This window comes from Microbulbifer guangxiensis, from assembly GCF_021729075.1.
Lineage (GTDB): Bacteria > Pseudomonadota > Gammaproteobacteria > Pseudomonadales > Cellvibrionaceae > Microbulbifer > Microbulbifer guangxiensis.
Map to the genome: position 1 here is coordinate 24,690 of NZ_JAJSAQ010000008.1, position 13,042 is coordinate 37,731.

Annotated in this window: 22 protein-coding genes; 21 read left to right on the forward strand and 1 reads right to left on the reverse strand. The window is 56.7% G+C overall.

The annotated features are described in order from the left end of the window. Positions 1 to 208 precede the first annotated feature (208 nt). The 4 genes from rpsL (at position 209) to tuf (ending at position 4,620) form a co-directional block, all read left to right on the forward strand. Positions 209 to 580, forward strand: a complete 372-nt coding sequence (rpsL, locus tag LVD12_RS15570; RefSeq protein WP_067087076.1) for a 30S ribosomal protein S12 — start codon at positions 209 to 211, stop codon at positions 578 to 580. A gap of 116 nt (positions 581 to 696) precedes the next feature. Further along, positions 697 to 1,167 carry a 30S ribosomal protein S7 gene (gene rpsG, locus LVD12_RS15575; protein WP_237068649.1) on the forward strand — a complete coding sequence of 157 codons (471 nt, stop codon included), beginning with the start codon at positions 697 to 699 and terminating at the stop codon, positions 1,165 to 1,167. 111 nt (positions 1,168 to 1,278) lie between these two features. Further along, a complete protein-coding gene (fusA, locus tag LVD12_RS15580) occupies positions 1,279 to 3,384 on the forward strand; it encodes an elongation factor G (protein WP_237068650.1) in 2,106 nt (701 codons plus the stop codon). Between the two features lie 42 nt (positions 3,385 to 3,426). After that, positions 3,427 to 4,620: an elongation factor Tu gene (gene tuf, locus LVD12_RS15585; RefSeq protein ID WP_237068651.1), complete on the forward strand. Its 1,194-nt coding sequence runs from the start codon at positions 3,427 to 3,429 to the stop codon at positions 4,618 to 4,620. A gap of 102 nt (positions 4,621 to 4,722) precedes the next feature. Here tuf and LVD12_RS15590 read toward each other — a convergent pair whose 3' ends face one another. Continuing rightward, positions 4,723 to 5,199, reverse strand: a complete 477-nt coding sequence (locus LVD12_RS15590; RefSeq protein WP_237068652.1) for an aminoacyl-tRNA deacylase — start codon at positions 5,197 to 5,199, stop codon at positions 4,723 to 4,725. Between the two features lie 187 nt (positions 5,200 to 5,386). On the opposite strand from LVD12_RS15590, the gene rpsJ reads away from it, so the two are divergent. The 17 genes from rpsJ (at position 5,387) to rplF (ending at position 13,034) form a co-directional block, all read left to right on the forward strand. Beyond that, on the forward strand, positions 5,387 to 5,698 hold the full coding sequence (gene rpsJ / locus LVD12_RS15595; protein WP_066967210.1) for a 30S ribosomal protein S10: 312 nt from the start codon (positions 5,387 to 5,389) through the stop codon (positions 5,696 to 5,698). 110 nt (positions 5,699 to 5,808) lie between these two features. Next, the gene (gene rplC, locus LVD12_RS15600; protein ID WP_237068653.1) at positions 5,809 to 6,444 is read left to right on the forward strand and encodes a 50S ribosomal protein L3; all 636 of its coding nucleotides are present in this window, start codon (positions 5,809 to 5,811) and stop codon (positions 6,442 to 6,444) included. Positions 6,445 to 6,462: 18 nt separating this feature from the next. After that, positions 6,463 to 7,077 (forward strand): 50S ribosomal protein L4, encoded by a 615-nt coding sequence (rplD, locus tag LVD12_RS15605; RefSeq protein WP_237068654.1) that lies wholly within the window; start codon positions 6,463 to 6,465, stop codon positions 7,075 to 7,077. Next, positions 7,074 to 7,370, forward strand: coding sequence for a 50S ribosomal protein L23 (gene rplW, locus LVD12_RS15610; RefSeq protein ID WP_067087051.1), 297 nt, complete (start codon positions 7,074 to 7,076; stop codon positions 7,368 to 7,370). Before rplD ends, rplW begins: the two co-directional genes overlap by 4 nt. A gap of 14 nt (positions 7,371 to 7,384) precedes the next feature. Next, positions 7,385 to 8,209 (forward strand): 50S ribosomal protein L2, encoded by an 825-nt coding sequence (rplB, locus tag LVD12_RS15615; protein WP_237068655.1) that lies wholly within the window; start codon positions 7,385 to 7,387, stop codon positions 8,207 to 8,209. A 37-nt stretch (positions 8,210 to 8,246) separates the two neighbouring features. Then, on the forward strand, positions 8,247 to 8,525 hold the full coding sequence (gene rpsS / locus LVD12_RS15620; protein WP_069946924.1) for a 30S ribosomal protein S19: 279 nt from the start codon (positions 8,247 to 8,249) through the stop codon (positions 8,523 to 8,525). Positions 8,526 to 8,540: 15 nt separating this feature from the next. Continuing rightward, positions 8,541 to 8,873, forward strand: a complete 333-nt coding sequence (rplV, locus tag LVD12_RS15625) for a 50S ribosomal protein L22 (RefSeq protein ID WP_069946925.1) — start codon at positions 8,541 to 8,543, stop codon at positions 8,871 to 8,873. A gap of 19 nt (positions 8,874 to 8,892) precedes the next feature. Continuing rightward, complete coding sequence (gene rpsC, locus LVD12_RS15630) at positions 8,893 to 9,573, forward strand: 30S ribosomal protein S3 (protein ID WP_237068656.1); 681 nt, start codon at positions 8,893 to 8,895, stop codon at positions 9,571 to 9,573. A gap of 11 nt (positions 9,574 to 9,584) precedes the next feature. Next, on the forward strand, positions 9,585 to 9,998 hold the full coding sequence (rplP, locus tag LVD12_RS15635) for a 50S ribosomal protein L16 (protein WP_067087034.1): 414 nt from the start codon (positions 9,585 to 9,587) through the stop codon (positions 9,996 to 9,998). Continuing rightward, a complete protein-coding gene (rpmC, locus tag LVD12_RS15640; RefSeq protein ID WP_193166393.1) occupies positions 9,998 to 10,189 on the forward strand; it encodes a 50S ribosomal protein L29 in 192 nt (63 codons plus the stop codon). Before rplP ends, rpmC begins: the two co-directional genes overlap by 1 nt. A 2-nt stretch (positions 10,190 to 10,191) precedes the next feature. Beyond that, the gene (rpsQ, locus tag LVD12_RS15645; RefSeq protein WP_069946928.1) at positions 10,192 to 10,455 is read left to right on the forward strand and encodes a 30S ribosomal protein S17; all 264 of its coding nucleotides are present in this window, start codon (positions 10,192 to 10,194) and stop codon (positions 10,453 to 10,455) included. Between the two features lie 34 nt (positions 10,456 to 10,489). Beyond that, positions 10,490 to 10,858, forward strand: a complete 369-nt coding sequence (gene rplN, locus LVD12_RS15650) for a 50S ribosomal protein L14 (RefSeq protein ID WP_067087024.1) — start codon at positions 10,490 to 10,492, stop codon at positions 10,856 to 10,858. Positions 10,859 to 10,879: 21 nt separating this feature from the next. Then, the gene (rplX, locus tag LVD12_RS15655; RefSeq protein ID WP_069946930.1) at positions 10,880 to 11,197 is read left to right on the forward strand and encodes a 50S ribosomal protein L24; all 318 of its coding nucleotides are present in this window, start codon (positions 10,880 to 10,882) and stop codon (positions 11,195 to 11,197) included. 18 nt (positions 11,198 to 11,215) lie between these two features. Further along, positions 11,216 to 11,755 (forward strand): 50S ribosomal protein L5, encoded by a 540-nt coding sequence (rplE, locus tag LVD12_RS15660; RefSeq protein WP_237068657.1) that lies wholly within the window; start codon positions 11,216 to 11,218, stop codon positions 11,753 to 11,755. Positions 11,756 to 11,764: 9 nt separating this feature from the next. Further along, positions 11,765 to 12,070, forward strand: a complete 306-nt coding sequence (rpsN, locus tag LVD12_RS15665) for a 30S ribosomal protein S14 (protein ID WP_237068658.1) — start codon at positions 11,765 to 11,767, stop codon at positions 12,068 to 12,070. 25 nt (positions 12,071 to 12,095) lie between these two features. Next, positions 12,096 to 12,488: a 30S ribosomal protein S8 gene (gene rpsH, locus LVD12_RS15670; protein WP_237068659.1), complete on the forward strand. Its 393-nt coding sequence runs from the start codon at positions 12,096 to 12,098 to the stop codon at positions 12,486 to 12,488. 12 nt (positions 12,489 to 12,500) lie between these two features. After that, a complete protein-coding gene (rplF, locus tag LVD12_RS15675; protein ID WP_237068660.1) occupies positions 12,501 to 13,034 on the forward strand; it encodes a 50S ribosomal protein L6 in 534 nt (177 codons plus the stop codon). The last annotated feature ends 8 nt before the right edge of the window (positions 13,035 to 13,042 follow it).

Here is a 13,042-nt window from a genome sequence, read left to right on the forward strand (position 1 = left end):
ATGGGTGGGGCTCCGCTGCAGTTGGCAGCAGGAGTGAGTACTCACAAATCTGCCAATTGACTCGCGGGGTGACCGCTTATAGAATGCGGCCCCCGCTTATGTGGGGTCTGCTGTCCGGCGAGCGCGTTTACGTGCCCGGGCTGCATACACTGACGACTGGCCCTCACTGTTAGAGGTGGGGGCGTTTTATTTTTTGGAGTGATTTTTAATGGCAACGATCAACCAGTTGGTTCGTAAGCCGAGAAAACGCAAAGTCGAAAAAAGCGACGTTCCCGCTCTGCAGGCCAGCCCGCAGCGTCGTGGAGTTTGCACTCGTGTGTACACCACCACACCGAAGAAGCCGAACTCTGCACTGCGTAAGGTTTGCCGTGTACGTCTGACCAACGGTTACGAAGTAACTTCGTACATCGGTGGTGAGGGTCACAACCTGCAGGAGCACAGCGTGGTACTGATTCGCGGCGGTCGTGTAAAAGACCTGCCGGGTGTGCGCTACCACACTGTACGCGGTGCACTGGACTGTGCCGGCGTAAACGATCGCAAGCAGGGCCGTTCCAAGTACGGCGCCAAGCGACCCAAGTAAGGTTTATTCCTTATTTGACCCAATGCGTTTCGGTTTCCAACCGGAGTAAGGCTGAGCTCGCCGATTTGTATTTGTACGGCGGCGTCTCAGAGCAACCCTGAAGAGAGGCAATTACAATGCCAAGAAGACGAGTAGTCGCCAAGCGCGAAGTGCTCCCCGATCCCAAGTTCGGGAATGTCACCCTGGCCAAGTTCATGAACCACGTCATGATCAGCGGCAAAAAATCAGTAGCCGAGAGCATCGTATACGGCGCCCTGGACCTGATCTCAGAAAAGCTCAACAAAGACCCGATCGAAGTTTTCGAAGAGTCCCTGGAAAACATTGCGCCGATGGTGGAAGTAAAGTCCCGCCGTGTTGGTGGTGCGACTTACCAGGTGCCGGTAGAAGTGCGTCCTTCCCGTCGCATGGCGCTGGCAATGCGTTGGCTGGTGGAGTTCTCCCGCAAGCGCGGTGAGAAGTCCATGGCCCAGCGCCTGGCCAACGAAATGATCGATGCTTCCCAGAACAAGGGCGGCGCGGTCAAGAAGCGCGAAGACGTACACCGCATGGCGGAAGCCAACAAGGCGTTCTCTCACTACCGCTTCTAAGCCTCATGACTTTTTTCAAACTGCTGAAAAACAGTGTGAGACATTAATACCGAAAGGCAGCTTGGGCTCTATTCCACGGCTGCCTTTTGCCGTTATATCGAGGATACAACTGTGGCACGTAAAACGCCTATCGCACGCTATCGTAATATCGGTATCTGTGCCCACGTAGACGCGGGCAAGACCACCACCACCGAGCGCGTACTTTTCTATACCGGCCTGTCCCACAAGATTGGTGAGGTGCACGAAGGCGCCGCAACCATGGACTGGATGGAGCAGGAGCAGGAGCGTGGTATCACCATTACTTCTGCCGCAACAACCTGTTTCTGGGCTGGTATGCAGCAGCAGTTCGACCAGCACCGCATCAACATCATCGACACCCCCGGACACGTTGACTTCACCATCGAGGTGGAGCGCTCCCTGCGTGTACTGGACGGCGCTGTTGTGGTTCTGTGTGGTTCTTCCGGTGTGCAGCCGCAGACCGAGACCGTATGGCGTCAGGCCAACAAGTACGAAGTACCGCGCATGGTCTTCGTCAACAAGATGGACCGCGCCGGCGCGGACTTCCGCAGGGTTGTCGGCCAGCTGAAGACCCGACTGAACGCCAACGCGGTACCGCTGCAGATGACCATCGGTTCCGAAGACGAGTTCAAGGGTGTTGTCGACCTGGTCAAGATGAAAGCCATCCTGTGGAACGAAGAAGACATGGGGATGACTTTCGACTACGCCGACATTCCGGCTGACATGCAGGACGAGTGCGATGAAATGCGCGAGTTCCTGGTTGAAGCTGCGGCGGAAGCCAGCGAAGAGCTGATGGAAAAGTACCTGGAAGAAGGTGAGCTGACCGAAGAAGAGATCAAGGCAGCAATCCGTCAGCGTACCCTGGCCAACGAAATCGTACCGGTTCTGGGCGGTTCCGCGTTCAAGAACAAGGGCGTACAGGCCATGCTGGATGCGGTCATCGAGTACCTGCCGGCACCGACCGAAGTTCGTGCGATTGAAGGTACCCTGGAAGATGGTGAGACCGTCGAGCGCCGTGAAGCCGACGACAACGCGCCCTTCGCCGCGCTGGCGTTCAAGATCGCGACCGACCCCTTCGTGGGCACCCTGACCTTCTTCCGTGTTTACTCCGGTAAGCTGGAAAGCGGTACCGCGGTTTACAACTCTGTGAAGATGAAGAAAGAGCGCGTCGGCCGTATGGTGCAGATGCACTCCAATGATCGTAAAGAGATTAAGGAAGTACTGGCGGGTGACATCGCTGCCGCAATCGGCCTGAAGGATGTGACCACTGGTGACACCCTGTGTGCCGAAGATGCGAAAATTGTTCTCGAGCGCATGGAATTCCCGGAACCGGTAATTTCCGTAGCGGTGGAGCCGAAGTCCAAGCCCGACCAGGAAAAAATGGGTATTGCACTGGGCAAGCTGGCCCAGGAAGACCCGTCTTTCCGCGTCAAGACCGACGAAGAGACTGGCCAGACCATCATCTCCGGTATGGGTGAGCTGCACCTGGACATCATCGTCGACCGTATGCGTCGCGAGTTCAACGTGGAGGCGAACATCGGCAAGCCGCAGGTGGCTTACCGTGAGGCTATCCGCAACACTTCCGAGATTGAGGGCAAGTTTGTTCGTCAGTCCGGTGGTCGCGGTCAGTACGGCCACGTATGGGTGAAGTTCGAGCCGGCTGAAGACCAGTCTGGTGAGAAGCTGGTCTTCGAAAATGCCATCGTTGGTGGTGTGGTACCGAAGGAATATATCCCGGCGGTACAGAAGGGTATCGAAGAGCAGATGCAAAACGGTGTACTGGCTGGCTACCCGCTGCTGGGCCTGAAGGCCACTCTGTACGACGGTTCCTTCCACGATGTGGACTCCAACGAAATGGCGTTTAAAATCGCCGCTTCCATGGCCACCAAGAAACTGGCTCAGGTGGGTGGCGCAGTGCTGCTCGAGCCGATGATGAAAGTGGAAGTGGTTACTCCGGAAGAAAACATGGGTGACGTGGTTGGCGACCTCAACCGTCGTCGCGGCCTGATTCAGGGTATGGAAGACAGCTCCTCTGGCAAGGTTGTCAACGCGGAAGTGCCGCTGGCCGAGATGTTCGGTTACGCCACTGACCTGCGTTCTGCCACCCAGGGCCGTGCCACCTACACCATGGAGTTCCTGAAGTACGCGGAAGCGCCCAAAAACGTTGCCGATGAAATCATCGCCAAAACCAAAGCCTAAGCTTTAGTACCTTTACAACTTTTTAGTTAGAGGATCCTGAAAATGGGAAAAGAAAAGTTTGAACGTTCCAAGCCCCACGTAAACGTGGGCACCATCGGTCACGTTGACCACGGCAAAACCACCCTGACCGCTGCTCTGACCCGCGTTTGTGCGGAAGTTTGGGGCGGTGCGGCTGTTGCCTTCGACGGTATCGACAATGCGCCGGAAGAGCGTGAGCGTGGTATCACCATCGCTACCTCCCACGTTGAGTACGAGTCCCCGACCCGTCACTACGCGCACGTTGACTGCCCGGGACACGCCGACTACGTCAAGAACATGATCACCGGTGCGGCCCAGATGGACGGCGCTATCCTGGTTTGTTCCGCTGCTGACGGCCCCATGCCGCAGACCCGCGAGCACATCCTGCTGTCCCGTCAGGTCGGTGTACCGTACATCGTGGTATTCCTGAACAAGGCCGACATGGTCGACGACGAAGAGCTGCTCGAGCTGGTAGAAATGGAAGTTCGCGAACTTCTCGACCAGTACGAGTTCCCGGGTGACGACACTCCGATCATCACCGGTTCCGCTCTGATGGCCCTGAACGGCGAAGACGACAACGAGATGGGTACTACCGCTGTCAAGAAGCTGGTTGAGACCCTGGACGAGTACATCCCGGAGCCGGAGCGTGCGGTAGACCAGCCGTTCCTGATGCCGATCGAAGACGTATTCTCCATCTCTGGTCGCGGTACCGTAGTAACCGGCCGTGTAGAGCGTGGCATCATCAAGACCGGCGACGAGATCGAAATCGTTGGTATGAAGGACACCACCACCACCACCTGTACCGGTGTGGAAATGTTCCGCAAGCTGCTCGACGAAGGTCGTGCAGGTGAGAACATTGGCGCCCTGCTGCGTGGCACCAAGCGTGACGAAGTGGAGCGTGGTCAGGTTCTGGCCAAGCCGGGCTCCATCACTCCGCACACCAAGTTCGAAGCGGAAGTGTACGTACTGTCCAAGGACGAAGGTGGTCGTCACACCCCGTTCTTCAAGGGCTACCGTCCGCAGTTCTACTTCCGTACCACCGACGTAACTGGTGCGTGTGAGCTGCCGGAAGGTACCGAGATGGTAATGCCGGGCGACAACGTCCAGATGACCGTTACCCTGATCGCTCCGATCGCCATGGAAGAAGGTCTGCGCTTCGCGATTCGCGAAGGTGGCCGTACCGTTGGTGCCGGCGTGGTATCCAAGATCGTTGAGTAATCACTACTCCTGATCTTGAAGAAAGGCCGCAGTGGAAACACTGCGGCCTTTTCTGTTTACGGGCGGTGCAGTTGTGACTGTTCGGGCACCCACTGCCTTCACTTATGGCCAGTCCTTGCTGATATCACAGTGGTGACTGCCCTGATAAAGCCGGTCGAAATCTTGCCCGTCCATGGCCACCAGGCCTTCGTGGTCGCCGGACTCGAAGTAGACGGTGTCGCAGTGTCCGAAACTCGAGTCCAGCAGGGTGGTAATGCCGTACGCCTGCCCCAGTGGCGGGAGGGCGCCGAGCTCGCAGTCCGGGAAGGTGCGGCCCAAATCGCTCTCGGGCACCATCTCGAGTTGGTTGCGCCCGGTTTCGTCGTGGATCGCCCGCAGGTCGAGGCTGCCGCTGGCGGGTATCACTGCCATCACCAGGCCCTGGTCATCCCGCAGCAGGATCGCCTTGGCGACCCGGTCCTCGCGCACATTGGCGGCATGGGCGGTCTCGCGGCTGGTGGCGCTGTGGGCATGGGGAATGACGCGGTATGAAACTGAGTGGTCATCAAGAAACTGACTGACCGTGGCTGCGATGGTCATTGCTTTTCCCTCCTGTAGCTGGCCGGTGGGGAAAGTGTAGTTTGCCGCCGCTGCGCCCCCGAGCAATTGATGCCTGGCGCGTGGTTGACAGTTGTTCAGATCGCCCGTAGAATTCGCGCTCCTTTTCGCCCGCCCTCGGGGCTGCGTAAAAGGACGTTCTTTAGTTCTTAAGTTGGAGTTTGATTCCATGCAGGGTCAACGCATCCGAATTCGCCTGAAGGCGTTTGATCACAAGCTGATCGACACGTCTACCCAGGAGATCGTAGAGACGGCCAAGCGCACTGGTGCGCAGGTTCGCGGTCCCATTCCGCTGCCGACTCGCAAAGAGAAGTACACCGTGCTGATTTCCCCGCACGTCAACAAAGACGCGCGCGACCAGTACGAGATCCGTACTCACAAGCGTTTGCTGGACATTGTTGAGCCCACCGAGAAGACTGTCGACGCGCTGATGAAGCTCGATCTGGCAGCCGGTGTTGAGGTTCAGATCAGTCTCGGCTAACACTTTAAATTAACTACCGAATCCCGGGCGAAAAAGGTCCGGGTAGTGTAACGCTCTGAAACTGGGCGGCCGCAGTGGGTTAAAGCCCCGTGCACTGAGAGGTTAATACGATGACTATAGGTATTGTCGGCCGCAAGAGCGGCATGACTCGCATCTTCACTGAGGATGGCGCTTCTGTTCCGGTTACCGTGATTGAGGTAGCTCCGAACCGTGTCACCCAGGTGAAAACTGTGGAAACTGATGGCTACGCTGCAGTTCAGGTAACTGTGGGTAACCGCAAGGCTTCCCGTGTCTCCAAGCCCCAGGCGGGCCACTTCGCCAAGGCCAACACCGAGGCCGGCTCTCGTCTCTTCGAACTGCGCACTGACGGTTCTGACGAGGCATTCGAAATCGGTTCCGAGATCACTGTTTCCGGCTTTGAAGCTGGTCAGATGATTGACGTAACCGGCACTTCCAAGGGTAAAGGTTTTCAGGGCGGTATTAAGCGCTGGAACTTCAGCACCCAGGACGCAACTCACGGTAACTCCCTGTCTCACCGCGCACCCGGTTCTATCGGTCAGTGCCAGACTCCTGGCCGTGTGTGGAAAGGCAAGAAAATGGCCGGCCACATGGGTGCCGAGCGTGTGACCGTGCAGAACCTGGAAGTGGTTCGCGTTGACGCCGAGCGTAACCTGCTGCTGGTCAAGGGTGCCGTTCCCGGTGCGCCCGGCGGCGATGTAATCGTTCGTCCGGCAGTTAAAGCCTAAGTCTGAGGGGAAATAGATATGGAACTGAATATCGCTACTCCCGAAGGCGCTAAAGGCACTGTAGCTGTCTCTGAAGTGACTTTCGGACGTGAATTCAATCAGGACCTGGTTCACCAGGCGGTCGTTGCCTACATGGCTGGCGCTCGTCAGGGTACCAAGGCCCAGAAGAACCGTTCTGACGTTTCCGGCGGCGGCAAGAAGCCCTGGCGTCAGAAGGGTACTGGTCGCGCTCGTGCCGGTACTATCCGCAGCCCGCTGTGGCGTTCCGGTGGTGTAACTTTCGCCGCTGAGCCGCGCGATCACAGCGTCAAGCTGAACAAGAAAATGTACCGCGCTGCGCTGCGCTGCATCCTGTCCGAGCTGGCTCGCCAGGAGCGTCTGGTGGTGGTCGAGTCCTTCGACGTCGACGCGCCCAAGACCAAGCAGCTGGTCAGCAAGCTGGCACAGTTCGATCTCTCTGATGCGCTGATTATCAGTGAAGAAGTGAGCGAGAACCTCTACCTGGCAGCGCGCAACCTGCACAAGATCGATGTTCGTGATGTGCAGGGTATCGATCCGGTAAGCCTGATCCGCTTCGACAAGGTCGTGGTTACCGTGTCTGCGCTCAAGAAAATTGAAGAGGTGCTGGGATGAACCAAGAGCGACTCTACAAAGTACTGCTGGGCCCGGTAATTTCCGAAAAGGCTGCTGTATTGGCGGATGCCGCCAACCAGGTGGTTTTCAAGGTTACCACTGATGCCACTAAAGCTGAGATCAAGGCTGCGGTAGAAAAGCTGTTCAACGTTTCCGTTGAGCAGGTACGCACCGTGAACGTCAAGGGCAAGACCAAGCGCACCCGCTACGGCATGGGTCAGCGCAATGACTGGAAAAAAGCCTACGTTCGCCTGGCCGAAGGCAGCGACATCAATTTTGAAGCTGCTGAGTAAAGGGGAAAGTTGCAATGCCGATTGTAAAAAGTAAACCGACCTCTGCCGGCCGTCGCCACCTGGTCAAGGTTGTTAACCCTGACCTGCACAAAGGTGCGCCCTACGCGCCTCTGGTAGAGAGCAAGAGCAAATCTGGTGGTCGTAACAACGCTGGCCGCATTACCACCCGTCACGTTGGTGGTGGTCACAAGCAGCATTACCGCGTTGTCGACTTCAAGCGCAACAAAGATGGCATTCCGGCCAAGGTTGAGCGTCTTGAGTATGACCCCAACCGTAGCGCGCACATTGCCCTGGTCTGCTACGCAGACGGCGAGCGTCGTTACATCATTGCACCGAAAGGCCTGAAGGCTGGTGCAACCGTACAGTCCGGTGATGCGGCGCCGATCAGCGTGGGTAACACCCTGCCGCTGCGCAACATCCCGGTTGGTGCCGTGATTCACGGTGTTGAGCTGAAGCCGGGCAAAGGCGCCCAGCTGGCTCGTTCTGCCGGTGCCTCTGTACAGCTGGTAGCCCGCGAAGGTCAGTACGCGACCATTCGTCTGCGCTCCGGCGAGATGCGCAAGGTTCTGTCCGAGTGCCGCGCCACCCTGGGTGAAGTGAGCAACTCTGAGCACAGCCTGCGCAAGCTGGGTAAAGCTGGTGCCAAGCGCTGGCGCGGTGTTCGTCCTACCGTTCGCGGTGTGGCGATGAACCCGGTGGATCACCCGCATGGTGGTGGTGAAGGCCGTACCTCTGGTGGCCGTCACCCGGTAACTCCGTGGGGCGTTCCGACCAAGGGTAAGAAGACGCGCAAGAACAAGCGCACCGATAACATGATTGTACGTCGTCGCGGCAAGTAAGCCGCGCGTCGTCTGAGCAGCTAGAGAGGAATCGACAGTGCCACGCTCATTGAAAAAAGGTCCCTTCATTGATCTTCATCTGATCAAGAAGGTGGAGGCGGCGATTGCAGCCAATGATCGTCGACCGATTAAAACCTGGTCCCGCCGTTCCATGATTATGCCGGAAATGGTGGGTCTGACGATTGCCGTGCACAACGGTCGTCAACACGTGCCCGTCCTGGTCAACGAAGAAATGGTTGGCCACAAGCTGGGCGAGTTCGCCGCTACCCGCACTTACCGCGGTCACGCTGCGGACAAGAAAGCGAAGAAGCGCTAAGCCGAGGTTATAACGATGGAAGTAGCAGCAAAATTACGCGGCGCTCGTCTGTCGGCGCAAAAGGCGCGTCTGGTAGCTGATCAGATTCGCGGCAAAGGTGTCGAGGAAGCCCTGGACATCCTGGCGTTCAGCCAGAAGAAGGGCGCGGCGATCGTCAAGAAAGTTCTGGAGTCGGCCATTGCCAACGCCGAGCACAATGAAGGTGCAGACGTTGACGAGCTGAAGGTTTCTACGATTTTCGTAGATGAAGGTATGACCATGAAGCGCATTAAGCCGCGTGCCAAGGGTCGTGCCGATCGGATTCTTAAGCGTACTTGTCACATCACTGTGAAAGTGGCCGAGAAATAAGAGAGCAGGCGAGAAAACCATGGGACAAAAAGTACATCCTACCGGCATTCGTCTGGGTATCGTTAAAAAGCATACTTCTGTTTGGTATGCCGGCAGCGACGAGTACGCAGACAAGCTGTACACGGATCTGAAAGTTCGCGAATTCATTCGCAAGAAGCTGGCCCACGCCTCCGTGAGCCGTATCGAGATCGAACGTCCGGCCAACACCGCTCGTGTGACTATTCACACTGCGCGCCCGGGCATCGTGATCGGTAAAAAAGGCGAAGACGTTGAGCGTCTGCGCAACGAGGTAAGCGCTCAGATGGGTGTGCCTGTGCACATCGACATCGAAGAAGTGCGCAAGCCCGATCTGGACGCTGCGCTGGTTGCCCAGAACGTAGCCCAGCAGCTGGAGCGTCGTGTGATGTTCCGTCGCGCCATGAAGCGTGCGGTTCAGAACGCAATGCGCCAGGGTGCCGAAGGTATCAAGATTCAGGTTAGTGGCCGTCTCGGTGGTGCGGAAATCGCGCGTACTGAGTGGTATCGCGAAGGTCGTGTGCCCCTGCACACCCTGCGTGCCAATATCGACTATGCCACTCATGAAGCGATGACCACTTACGGCATCATCGGTATCAAAGTCTGGATCTTCAAAGGTGAAGTAATCGGTGACGAAATTCCCGATGAGAAGCCTGCGAAGACCCGCAAGAAAGCTTCTAAGTAAGGGGTGCGCAGATGCTACAACCGAAGCGTACAAAATTCCGCAAGGTACAGAAGGGTCGCAACCGCGGTCTTTCCCAGCGCGGCTCTAAGGTGAGCTTTGGCGAGTTCGGCCTCAAGGCCATCGGTCGCGGTCGTATCACCGCCCGTCAGATCGAAGCAGCTCGTCGCGCAATGACTCGTCACGTTAAGCGTGGCGGTAAGATCTGGATTCGTGTGTTTCCGGACAAGCCCATTTCCAGTAAGCCCCTCGAAGTTCGGATGGGTAAAGGTAAGGGTAACGTAGAATACTGGGTAGCTCAGATCCAGCCGGGTAAGGTCCTCTATGAAATGGAGGGTGTTTCCGAGGATCTGGCTCGCGAAGCTTTCGAGCTCGCTGCAGCCAAGCTGCCTGTGAAGACAACTTTCGTTAAGCGTTCGGTGATGTAATGAAGACTGCAGATCTACGCGAAAAGTCAGTTGAAGAGCTGAACCAGGAATTACTGAATCAGCTCGAGGCTCAATTCAAGCTTCGCATGCAAAAGTCCACCGGTCAGCTGACTCAGACCCATCTGCTGAAGCAGGCTCGTCGCGACATTGCTCGCATTAAGACTGTGTTGACCGAGAAGGCAGGTAACTAATCATGGCTGAAGCAAAACTGAAGCGCACACTCACCGGTAAGGTAGTGAGTGACAAGATGGATAAAACCATCACCGTTTTGATCGAGCGCCGTGTTAAGCACCCGATCTACGGCAAAATTGTGAGCAAGTCCACCAAGCTCAAGGCCCATGACGAGAACAATGAGTGCAGCATCGGTGATGTTGTAACCATCGAGGAATCTCGTCCGCTGTCCAAGAGCAAATCCTGGTCTTTGCAAAAAATTGTAGAGCGTGCGGCGAAGGTTTAACCCCTAGCGCATTGAAGAGTTTCGGAGAGAGACGATGATTCAAGCGGAATCCTACTTAGAAGTAGCTGACAACAGTGGGGCTCGCCGCGTCATGTGCATCAAGGTGCTGGGCGGCTCCCATCGTCGGTATGCTGGCGTGGGCGACATTATCAAGGTGACCGTTAAGGAAGCCATCCCCCGCGGTAAAGTAAAGAAAGGTCAGGTGATGAACGCTGTTGTGGTTCGCACCAAGAAAGGTGTGCGTCGCCCGGACGGCTCCCTGATCAAGTTTGACGAAAACGCAGCGGTACTGCTGAACCAGCAACATGCGCCGGTCGGCACCCGTATTTTTGGCCCGGTAACTCGCGAGCTGCGCAGTGAGAAGTTCATGAAGATCATCTCGCTGGCCCCCGAAGTTATCTAAGCCTGGAGCGGAGATAGAGTAATGCGCAAGATCAAGCGTGACGACGAAGTCATCGTTATCGCCGGTCGCGACAAGGGCAAGCGCGGCACCGTACGCAAGGTGCTGAACGACGGCCGACTGATCGTATCCGGTGTACAGATGATCAAAAAACACCAGAAGCCGAACCCGCAGATGGGCATTTCCGGCGGTATCGTTGAGAAGGAGGCCGCTATCCAGGCTTCCAATGTGGCGATTTTCAATCCGTCAACCCAGAAAGCTGACCGTGTGGGCTTCAAAGTACTGGAAGACGGCACTAAGATTCGCGTCTTCAAATCCAACGGCGAAGCCGTCGACGCATAAGCAGGTTGGGTATTTATCATGGCAAAGCTAAAAGAGCTCTACGTTAAAGAACTCGCGCCCAAGCTGAAAGAAGAGCTGGGGCTCGAGAATGTGATGGCAGTGCCGCGTATCACCAAGATCACCATCAATATGGGTGTTGGTGAGGCGATTGGTGACAAGAAGGTACTGGAACACGCTGTCAGTGACATGACAGCGATTACTGGTCAGAAGCCCATCGTGACCAAAGCGCGCAAGTCTATTGCGGGCTTTAAGATCCGTGATGGTTGGCCGATCGGCTGTAAGGTAACTCTGCGCGGCGAGCGCATGTATGAGTTCCTTGAGCGCCTGGTCGACATCGCGATCCCGCGTATCCGCGACTTCCGTGGCATCAGCCCGAAGCAGTTCGACGGGCGCGGCAACTTCTCGATGGGTGTGACTGAGCAAATCATCTTCCCGGAAATTGACTACGACAAGGTAGACAAGCTCCGCGGTCTGGATATTTGCATTACAACCACAGCAGCCAACGACGACCAAGGTCGCGCACTGCTGAAAGCGTTTAACTTCCCTTTCAAGGGTTAAGAGGATTCCATGGCGAAGAAATCCATGATTGCGCGTGAGAACAAGCGCGCTCGAACCGCAGCTAAGTACGCCGAAAAGCGTCAGGAGCTGAAGGCGATCATCGCCAGTCCCACTGCTTCCGATGAGGAGAAGTGGGAGGCTCAACTCAAGCTGCAGAAACTGCCGCGCGATGCAAGCCCGGTACGTCAGCAACGCCGCTGTCGTATTACTGGTCGCCCCCACGCTGTCTACCGTAAGTTCGGCCTGTGCCGTAACAAGCTGCGCGAAGCGGCCATGCGTGGTGATGTTCCCGGCCTGGTTAAGTCCAGCTGGTAAAGGCAGACTTGAGGAGTCTTTATAAATGAGTATGCAAGATCCGTTGGCAGATATGCTGACTCGCATCCGCAACGCCCTGGGCCGCGGAAAGGCGAGTGTTTCTCTGCCTTCATCCAAACTGAAAGTAGCGGTAGCCAAAGTCCTGAAAGACGAAGGCTACGTTGCTGACTACGCCGTAAGCGAGGGCGCCAAGCCCGAACTGACCATTGACCTGAAGTACTTCCAGGGCAAGCCGGTTATTGCTGAGCTGGATCGGGTATCCCGTCCTGGCCTGCGCGCTTACTCTGGTAAGAAAGCTCTGCCTTCCGTGCGCGGTGGTCTGGGTATCGCTATCGTCTCCACCTCAAAGGGTGTGATGACCGATCGTGCTGCCCGTCAGGCCGGCGTCGGTGGCGAAGTGCTCTGCACCGTATTCTAAGCGGGGGTTGGTATGTCTCGAGTAGCAAATGATCCAGTAAGCATCCCCGCCGGCGTTACCGTTGACCTCAAGGGTCAGGATATCGCCGTCAAGGGTGGAAATGGCAACCTGAGCATGGTCATCCACAACGATGTGGAAGTGGCCGAGGTTGAAGGCAAGCTGACTTTCGTAGCCCGCAATGGCTCCAAGCAGGCAAAGGCCCTGTCTGGTACCACTCGCGCTCTGGTCAACAACATGGTTGTTGGCGTGAGCCAGGGCTTCGAGAAGAAACTGCAGCTGTTGGGTGTTGGTTACCGCGCGAAAGCAGCGGGCAAGACCGTCAACCTGACTCTGGGCTTCTCCCACCCGATCGATTATCAGCTGCCGGAGGGCGTAACTGCCGAAACCCCGAGCCAGACTGAAATCGTACTGAAGAGCAGCGACAAGCAGCTGCTGGGCCAAGTGGCCGCCGAGATCCGCGCATTCCGTCCGCCGGAGCCCTACAAAGGTAAGGGTGTCCGCTACGCCGAGGAACGCGTGTATCGCAAAGAGGCCAAGAAGAAGTAGGTAGGGCA

Coding starts and splice junctions, on each gene's coding strand:
- rpsC (WP_237068656.1), top strand. CDS start 8,893: ATGGGACAAAAAGTACATCCTACCGGCATTCGTCTGGGTATCGTTAAA.
- rplB (WP_237068655.1), top strand. CDS start 7,385: ATGCCGATTGTAAAAAGTAAACCGACCTCTGCCGGCCGTCGCCACCTG.
- rplW (WP_067087051.1), top strand. CDS start 7,074: ATGAACCAAGAGCGACTCTACAAAGTACTGCTGGGCCCGGTAATTTCC.
- rplX (WP_069946930.1), top strand. CDS start 10,880: ATGCGCAAGATCAAGCGTGACGACGAAGTCATCGTTATCGCCGGTCGC.
- rplN (WP_067087024.1), top strand. CDS start 10,490: ATGATTCAAGCGGAATCCTACTTAGAAGTAGCTGACAACAGTGGGGCT.
- rplD (WP_237068654.1), top strand. CDS start 6,463: ATGGAACTGAATATCGCTACTCCCGAAGGCGCTAAAGGCACTGTAGCT.
- rplV (WP_069946925.1), top strand. CDS start 8,541: ATGGAAGTAGCAGCAAAATTACGCGGCGCTCGTCTGTCGGCGCAAAAG.
- rpsL (WP_067087076.1), top strand. CDS start 209: ATGGCAACGATCAACCAGTTGGTTCGTAAGCCGAGAAAACGCAAAGTC.
- rplF (WP_237068660.1), top strand. CDS start 12,501: ATGTCTCGAGTAGCAAATGATCCAGTAAGCATCCCCGCCGGCGTTACC.
- rpmC (WP_193166393.1), top strand. CDS start 9,998: ATGAAGACTGCAGATCTACGCGAAAAGTCAGTTGAAGAGCTGAACCAG.
- rpsJ (WP_066967210.1), top strand. CDS start 5,387: ATGCAGGGTCAACGCATCCGAATTCGCCTGAAGGCGTTTGATCACAAG.
- rpsQ (WP_069946928.1), top strand. CDS start 10,192: ATGGCTGAAGCAAAACTGAAGCGCACACTCACCGGTAAGGTAGTGAGT.
- rplE (WP_237068657.1), top strand. CDS start 11,216: ATGGCAAAGCTAAAAGAGCTCTACGTTAAAGAACTCGCGCCCAAGCTG.
- rplC (WP_237068653.1), top strand. CDS start 5,809: ATGACTATAGGTATTGTCGGCCGCAAGAGCGGCATGACTCGCATCTTC.
- LVD12_RS15590 (WP_237068652.1), bottom strand. CDS start 5,199: ATGACCATCGCAGCCACGGTCAGTCAGTTTCTTGATGACCACTCAGTT.
- rpsG (WP_237068649.1), top strand. CDS start 697: ATGCCAAGAAGACGAGTAGTCGCCAAGCGCGAAGTGCTCCCCGATCCC.
- rplP (WP_067087034.1), top strand. CDS start 9,585: ATGCTACAACCGAAGCGTACAAAATTCCGCAAGGTACAGAAGGGTCGC.
- rpsN (WP_237068658.1), top strand. CDS start 11,765: ATGGCGAAGAAATCCATGATTGCGCGTGAGAACAAGCGCGCTCGAACC.
- rpsH (WP_237068659.1), top strand. CDS start 12,096: ATGAGTATGCAAGATCCGTTGGCAGATATGCTGACTCGCATCCGCAAC.
- tuf (WP_237068651.1), top strand. CDS start 3,427: ATGGGAAAAGAAAAGTTTGAACGTTCCAAGCCCCACGTAAACGTGGGC.